Raw genomic sequence first — 5,959 nt, 5'->3', positions numbered from 1 at the left:
GCGGAGGCCAGGGACTCGGAGACCTCGGGAGAGACCACGTGCACGTCGGCACGGGCCTCCAGGAGCGAGAAGGCGCGCCGGGTCGCGACGTGGCCACCGCCGACGACCAGCACACGCCGGCCCTCGAGGCGCAGTCCGAGCGGGAACTGCTGGGGGGACGGCGAGCTCATGTGTGCAGGCCACACTCCGACTTGTCCAGGCCGGCCCACCGGCCCGCGCGCGGGTCCTCGCCGGGCGCCACGCGCCGGGTGCACGGCGCGCACCCGATCGAGGGGTACCCGTCGTTCAGCAGCGGATTGAGGACCACGTCGTGCTCGTTGGCGTAGGCGATGAGCTGGTCGAACGTCCAGTCGGCCAGCGGGTTGATCTTGACCAGGCCGTTCTTCTCGTCCCACGTGACGAACGGCGTGTCGGCCCGCAGTGGGCTGTCCTCGCGGCGCACACCCGTCACCCAGGCCTCGTACTGGCCCAGCGTGCGGGTGAGCGGCTCGACCTTGCGCAGCTGGCAGCACAGCGCCGGATCGCGCTCGTACAGCCGCTCGCCGTACTGGGCGTCCTGTTCGGCGACGGTCTGGCTCGGCAGGACGTCGACGATCGTCAGCTGCATCGAGGACTCGACGGCGTGACGCGTGCCGACGGTCTCGGCGAAGTGGTAGCCGGTCTCGAGGAAGAGGGTGTCGACCCACGGGATGTGCCGGGCCACGACGTGCGGCAGGACCGCATCGGCCATCGAGCACGCCACGGCCGTGAGTTGACCGAACTCCTGTGCGGCCCACGCGAGGACCTCGTCGGCACTCGAATCGGCGAATGTGACGCAGGCCTCCTCGGCGATCTCACGCAGCTCATCGGGTGAACGCCGAGGGCGTTCGTGCGCGGCGCGCGCGGCCTGATTCGCGTCGCGTTCGCGCTGATGTGCCAGTTGGCGCTCGCGCCGCTCGGCCAGCGTCGGGGTGCTCACCCCACCGACAGTAGTTCGGGAATTTCGACGATCGCCGTCCGTCCAACATGCGAACATGCCCGACTCGCGGCAAGGTGGGGGCGAACCTAACGAAGGGAGTCACCCCATGTGGGACCTCATCTTGTGGATTGCTGCACTCATCATCGGCATCTTCGGAGTCATCCGACTCGTCCAGCGCGACTTCGTGATGGGCGCAGTGCTCATCGTGATCGCTCTGCTCGTCGGCCCGGGCGGCGTCAGTCTGTTGACCTGACCCAGAAGGCCTAGGGTGGCGAACATGGTTCGCTACATCGACATTCATCCCGTCGACCCGCAGCAGCGCACCGTCGAACAGGCGGTCGCGTTGCTGCGGGGAGGCGGGTTGATTGCTTATCCGACCGATTCCGGCTACGCCCTGGGAGCCCAGATCGGCAACGCCGACGCACTGGAGCGCATCCGGTCCATCCGCCAGCTCGACGACAAGCACCACTTCACGCTGGTGTGTCGCGACTTCTCCCAGCTGGGGCAGTTCGTCCACGTGGACAACACCGTGTTCCGCGCCGTCAAGGCGGCGACACCCGGCCCCTACACGTTCATCCTTCCCGGCACGCCCGAGGTGCCGAAGCGCCTGCTGCAGGCCAAGAAGAAGACCGTCGGCGTGCGCATCCCCGACCACAAGGTCGCCCTCGCGATCGTCCAGGAGCTCGGCGAGCCGCTCCTGTCGTCGACCCTGATCCTGCCCGACGAGACCGAGGCGATGACCCAGGCCTGGCAGATCGCCGAGGCGCTCGACGACCGGATCGACGCGATCGTGGACTCCGGCGACGAGGTCATCGGCGAGCCCACCACGGTGGTCGACCTCTCCGAGGGCTACGCCGAGGTCAGGCGCGTCGGCGCAGGCGATCCCACGCCCTTCGAATGAGCGAGGGGCGATCGCGCCGCTCCGTCTCGGCGGCGGCGCGTTCCGTCGCCGCGCGACTCAGCCTCTGAGCCCGGCGCTCCCGCCAGGCCGACACCTCGGCCGCGACGTCCCGCAGGGGCGTCACCACCGGGGGACCGCCCTGCAGCTGCCGGCGTGCCGCGACCACGCGCCGGTTGAAGTCCTCGAGGGCCGACCGCACGGCGTCCTCGGAGCGGAGTGAGTCCAGCTGCCCGTCCAGCGCGGCGTCGTCCTTGCGCAGCTGGAGTGCCTCGGGCAGGACACCGGTGATGTTCTCGCGCTCGATGAACTGACGCAGCCACCAGTCCGGGTCGGCGGCCGTGTCGATGTGGGGCAGGGGCCTGCCGGCGTACGGGAGGTCGTCGAACTCGCCTCGCGCCATCGCGGCGCGGATTTGCTGGTCGACCCACAGGGTCTGGTCCTCGGGACGACGCGGGCGCGGCTCCTGCTGCTGCTCGTCCTCGCTCGCGTCGAGCGCGTCCGGGTCCATGCGGTACCGGGCGGCGCGGTTGCGGGCTTCCTCGTTCATCGCCTCAGCGAGGGTTCCTGATCCCGAGCACCTGGTGGGACGTGCAGGCCATCACCAGGGCGATGATCCAGCCCACCACGGTCCAGCCGAGCAGCAGGTTCAACCAGAAGATGGCGCCCGTGTTGGACTTGCCCCGCGTGGCCGCGATCGCCCACGGGATCATGTAGCCACCGGTCAGCAGCGCGATGATCCAGCCGAAGACCGTCTGGAACGGCCGGCCGCTCTTGTCCGTGATCAGATCGGGCACGTCTCGAGTCTACGACTCCAGGCGCAGGCGCACCCGGATCCGATCGCCCTCGCCGCAGTCCTGCGCGACGCGCACGGCCTTCTTGACGGGGAGGATGAACGCACCGGCGTCCTTGCTGGGGAAGATCGAGGTGCGCCACGTGCTGGTGCCCACGGTCACCTCGACCTTCACCGAGCCGAAGCTGGCCCGCACGGCGGTGCGGTCGTCGATCTCGTCCGACACGTCCTCGGGCAGCGTGAGGAAGTGCCACGCCCCGTCGTCTCGCCAGCGCCAGAGCGTGGACTCGAATTCGTACACGACCCGAGCCTCGCGGATCCGGCCTCAGAACGCGAACAGGGCGATCGGGTCCGACGTCGGCTCGTCCGTCTCGGGATCGTCCTCGACGGTCACTCCGGCGGCCGAGGCCGTCCTGGCGTCCCCGTCCAGCAGCAGCGTGTTGTCCGGTCCCTGCGGCATCGTGCCGGCCCTGACCATCGCGTCGCCCTGCTGCAGCCAGATCACGTAGGAGTGGCCCTTCGGAGCTGCCGGCATGTCGTGCGTGACGATCACGGCACGGCCCTCGGCTGCCGACCTGACGACCGTGGCGCTGGCGCCGTCGTCGAAGGTCTGCGTGACGCGCTGGGCCTTCGGGTCCTGCAGCACGCGGTCGGCCGCCGTCAGGACCTGTCCCGACGTGTCGTCCTTCCACGGCTGGGTGATGGCGGTGCCGATGCCCCCGGCGAGCAGGACGACCGCGGCAGCGGCCGCGACGAGCAGTCGGGGATCGAACCGGCGGCGCTTCTCGCGGGCCGGGGGAGTGGGCGGCAGCTGACGCACCTCGCCGATCGAGGCGAGCACGGAGTCACGCAGGGAGCGGGGCGGCTCCTCGACGGTGAGCTCGCTCAACGCCGCGACGGTCTCGCGGAGGCTGGCGACCTCGGCCTGGCACGGCTCACAGCCGGCCATGTGCCGCTCGAAGCTCTCGCGCTCGGCGTCCGTGACGGCGTCCAGAGCGTAGGCGCCCGAGAGGGCGTGCACGTCGCTCATCGCTCTGCTCCCATCGTGTCTCGAAGTCTGATCAGGCCGTCTCGGATGCGGGACTTGGCCGTGCCCACGGGCACGTCCAGCATCGCAGCGACCTCGGTGTGGGTACATCCCCGGAAGTAGGCCAGGTCGATGGCCTCCCGCTGGGTCTCGGTCAGGGTCGCCAAGCCGCGGCGCACGCGCTGGGCATCCAGGCGAGCCTCGACCAGCTCGCTGGTGGAGTCGTGGGCGACGGTCACGTTGCGCTGGACGTGCTGGGTGTCGCGGGCCGTGGCGGCCTCCGCACTGCGCACCCGGTCGACGGCACGCCGGTGGGCGATCGTCATGAGCCACGAGAGCGCCGAGCCCCGGGCGGGGTCGAATCTCGCGGCCTGTCGCCACACCTCGAGGAAGACCTCCTGGGTGACCTCTTCGCTCTGGGCCCTGTCACGCACGATCCGGCGGACGAGTCCGTGGATCCGCGCCGACGTCTGGTCGTACAGGGCAGCGAAGGCGGCCTCGTCGCCTCGGCCGCACCGCCTCAGGGTGTCGGCCAGGCCCTCGGGCGGCGATTCCTCGCCGCCCGAGGGCACTGCTCGCAGGTGATTCACCGGAGTAGCCTCAATCGATCGCAGGTCAGGGCATCAGCACGGAGTCGACGACGTAGACCGTCGCATTGGCGGTCGGGACGTTGCCGCAGATGACGCTGGCCTCGCCGACCATGAACTCCTCGCCGGAGCCCTCCACCGTGATGGTGTCACCCGCGAGCGTCTCGTGCTCGCCGGCGAGGTCCTCGGGAGCGATCTCGCCCTCGACGACGTGGTGCGTCAGGACGGTCGTGAGCTGGTCCTTGTCGGCCAGCAGCGCATCCAGGTCCGCGGCCGGGACCTTCGCGAACGCGTCGTCGGTCGGGGCGAACACCGTCAGCGCAGGCGCGCCGTTGAGGGTGTCGCCGAGGTCGGCGGCCGTCACGGCCTTGACCAGCGTCTTGAGCAGGGGGTTGTTCGACGCCGCGGTGGCGACCGGGTCGTCGGCCATGCCCTCGACCGAGCCCTCGCCGGAGGTGGGGACGGCGGCGCAGCCGGGACCGAACGGGCCCATGGCCATCTCGGTGTCCTCGGTCATCTCGGACGTGTCGGGGGTGCTGCTGGCCTCGCTGGAGGCGTCGTCGCCGCTGGAGCTGCAGGCGGTGAGCCCGAACGCCAGGACGACGGCGGCGGCGGTGGCGGCGGAACGGCGGTGGATCGAGCGGTTCATGATGGTGCCTCTCGGTTCGATGCTGGGTGACGTGTCGGGAAGTGATTCGGGGCCGTGCCCCATCCGGATGGGTCGGTTCACTCGATCAGGGCGATGATCTGCTGAAGACCACTGGAACCATCGGGAAAAGTCGATGCGCGTTCTTCGGTCTGGTACTCGCCGTCAGGGGTCCGGGCACGCACGGTGAGCGTGTGCCGGCCCGGCTCGGCGTCCCACAGCAGGTACCACTGGCGCCAGTAGTCGATGCCGGCGTCGGGGCCGAACTCGGCCGCCTGCCACGGGCCGTCATCGACCTTCACCTGCACCAGGTCGATTCCGCGGTTGGGGGCCCACGCGACGCCGGCCACGATGACGCGCCCGGCCTCGACCGGACGCAGTGCGGCGGGCGTGTCGATGCGCGAGGCGATCTTGACGGGCCCGTCGATCGCCCAGTCCCGCTCCGTCCAGTAGGCCTTCTTCTCGGCGTAGGTGGTCAGGGTCAGCTTCGTCAGCCACTTGGTGCCCCCCACGTAGCCGTACAGCCCGGGAGTGACGAGCCGGGCGGGGAAGCCGTGCGCACGGGGGAGCGGTGTCCCGTTCATGCCGACGGCGACGATCATGTCGCGCCCGTCACGAGCCGCCGACAGGGGAGTGCTGATGGTGAAGCCGTCGAAGGCGGTGCTCAGGATCTGGTCGGCGCCGGGCTTCACGCCGGCTCGATCGAGCAGCTCTCCGATCGGCACTCCCAGCCAACGGGCGCTGCTGACATAGGGTCCGCCGACCTCGTTCGACACGCAGGCCATCGTGATGTCGCGCTCGACCATGGGCAGCTCGAGGAGCTCGTCGAAGGTCAGCTCGAACGGCTGGTCGACCATGCCGTCGATGCGCAGTCGCCAGCTCTTGTGGTCGACGACCGGCACGGTCAGGTTCACGTCGACGCGGTAGAAGTCCTTGTTCGGCGTCTGGAAGCGCGTGATGCCGCGGAACCGCCGCTCCAGCCCGGCGGGCAGCGGCCCGAGTGGCCGCAGCGCGCGCGGCAGGACGACGTCGGTCACGTCCCGAGCGCGG

At 70.1% G+C, this 5,959-nt stretch carries 11 protein-coding genes; 2 read left to right on the top strand and 9 right to left on the bottom strand.

The genetic code is table 11. The annotated features are described in order from the left end of the window. Positions 1-170 (bottom strand): NAD(P)-dependent oxidoreductase (locus RT323_RS15680; RefSeq protein ID WP_313410108.1); only part of this gene is annotated, 170 nt, incomplete at its 3' end. Continuing rightward, on the bottom strand, positions 167-958 hold the full coding sequence (locus RT323_RS15675) for a phosphoadenylyl-sulfate reductase (protein ID WP_313410106.1): 792 nt from the start codon (positions 956-958) through the stop codon (positions 167-169). The genes RT323_RS15675 and RT323_RS15680, both read right to left, overlap by 4 nt. A gap of 106 nt (positions 959-1,064) precedes the next feature. Here RT323_RS15675 and RT323_RS15670 point away from each other — a divergent pair, with 106 nt between their 5' ends. Both RT323_RS15670 and RT323_RS15665 read left to right on the top strand, forming a co-directional pair. Then, complete coding sequence (locus RT323_RS15670; RefSeq protein WP_313410104.1) at positions 1,065-1,211, top strand: GPGG-motif small membrane protein; 147 nt, start codon at positions 1,065-1,067, stop codon at positions 1,209-1,211. A gap of 24 nt (positions 1,212-1,235) precedes the next feature. After that, positions 1,236-1,859 carry an L-threonylcarbamoyladenylate synthase gene (locus RT323_RS15665; RefSeq protein ID WP_313410102.1) on the top strand — a complete coding sequence of 208 codons (624 nt, stop codon included), beginning with the start codon at positions 1,236-1,238 and terminating at the stop codon, positions 1,857-1,859. Here RT323_RS15665 and RT323_RS15660 read toward each other — a convergent pair. From RT323_RS15660 to RT323_RS15630, 7 genes are all read right to left on the bottom strand, one after another. Further along, on the bottom strand, positions 1,819-2,406 hold the full coding sequence (locus tag RT323_RS15660) for a DUF1992 domain-containing protein (protein WP_313410100.1): 588 nt from the start codon (positions 2,404-2,406) through the stop codon (positions 1,819-1,821). The two genes, RT323_RS15665 and RT323_RS15660, sit on opposite strands and share 41 nt — an antisense overlap. 4 nt (positions 2,407-2,410) lie before the next feature. Beyond that, complete coding sequence (locus tag RT323_RS15655; RefSeq protein WP_313410099.1) at positions 2,411-2,653, bottom strand: superinfection immunity protein; 243 nt, start codon at positions 2,651-2,653, stop codon at positions 2,411-2,413. A 9-nt stretch (positions 2,654-2,662) separates the two neighbouring features. Then, positions 2,663-2,950: a DUF1905 domain-containing protein gene (locus RT323_RS15650; RefSeq protein WP_313410097.1), complete on the bottom strand. Its 288-nt coding sequence runs from the start codon at positions 2,948-2,950 to the stop codon at positions 2,663-2,665. Positions 2,951-2,974: 24 nt separating this feature from the next. Beyond that, positions 2,975-3,679, bottom strand: a complete 705-nt coding sequence (locus RT323_RS15645) for an anti-sigma factor (RefSeq protein WP_313410096.1) — start codon at positions 3,677-3,679, stop codon at positions 2,975-2,977. Then, a complete protein-coding gene (gene sigK, locus RT323_RS15640; RefSeq protein WP_313410094.1) occupies positions 3,676-4,266 on the bottom strand; it encodes an ECF RNA polymerase sigma factor SigK in 591 nt (196 codons plus the stop codon). The genes RT323_RS15645 and sigK overlap by 4 nt, the downstream gene beginning before the upstream one ends. Positions 4,267-4,291: 25 nt before the next feature. Further along, positions 4,292-4,912, bottom strand: coding sequence for a fasciclin domain-containing protein (locus RT323_RS15635; protein ID WP_313410092.1), 621 nt, complete (start codon positions 4,910-4,912; stop codon positions 4,292-4,294). A 77-nt stretch (positions 4,913-4,989) separates the two neighbouring features. Next, the coding region (locus RT323_RS15630) for a molybdopterin-dependent oxidoreductase (protein WP_313410090.1) at positions 4,990-5,959 on the bottom strand (970 nt) is incomplete at its 5' end.

Origin of the sequence: Aeromicrobium sp., from assembly GCF_032084975.1 — a bacterium.
GTDB lineage: Bacteria > Actinomycetota > Actinomycetes > Propionibacteriales > Nocardioidaceae > Aeromicrobium.
This window is presented reverse-complemented; position numbering and strand designations above follow the sequence as displayed.

Excerpts from the sequence above, each read along its gene's own strand:
- RT323_RS15635 (WP_313410092.1), bottom strand. The coding sequence starts at position 4,912 with ATGAACCGCTCGATCCACCGCCGTTCCGCCGCCACCGCCGCCGCCGTC.
- RT323_RS15645 (WP_313410096.1), bottom strand. The coding sequence starts at position 3,679 with ATGAGCGACGTGCACGCCCTCTCGGGCGCCTACGCTCTGGACGCCGTC.
- RT323_RS15665 (WP_313410102.1), top strand. The coding sequence starts at position 1,236 with ATGGTTCGCTACATCGACATTCATCCCGTCGACCCGCAGCAGCGCACC.
- RT323_RS15670 (WP_313410104.1), top strand. The coding sequence starts at position 1,065 with ATGTGGGACCTCATCTTGTGGATTGCTGCACTCATCATCGGCATCTTC.
- RT323_RS15660 (WP_313410100.1), bottom strand. The coding sequence starts at position 2,406 with ATGAACGAGGAAGCCCGCAACCGCGCCGCCCGGTACCGCATGGACCCG.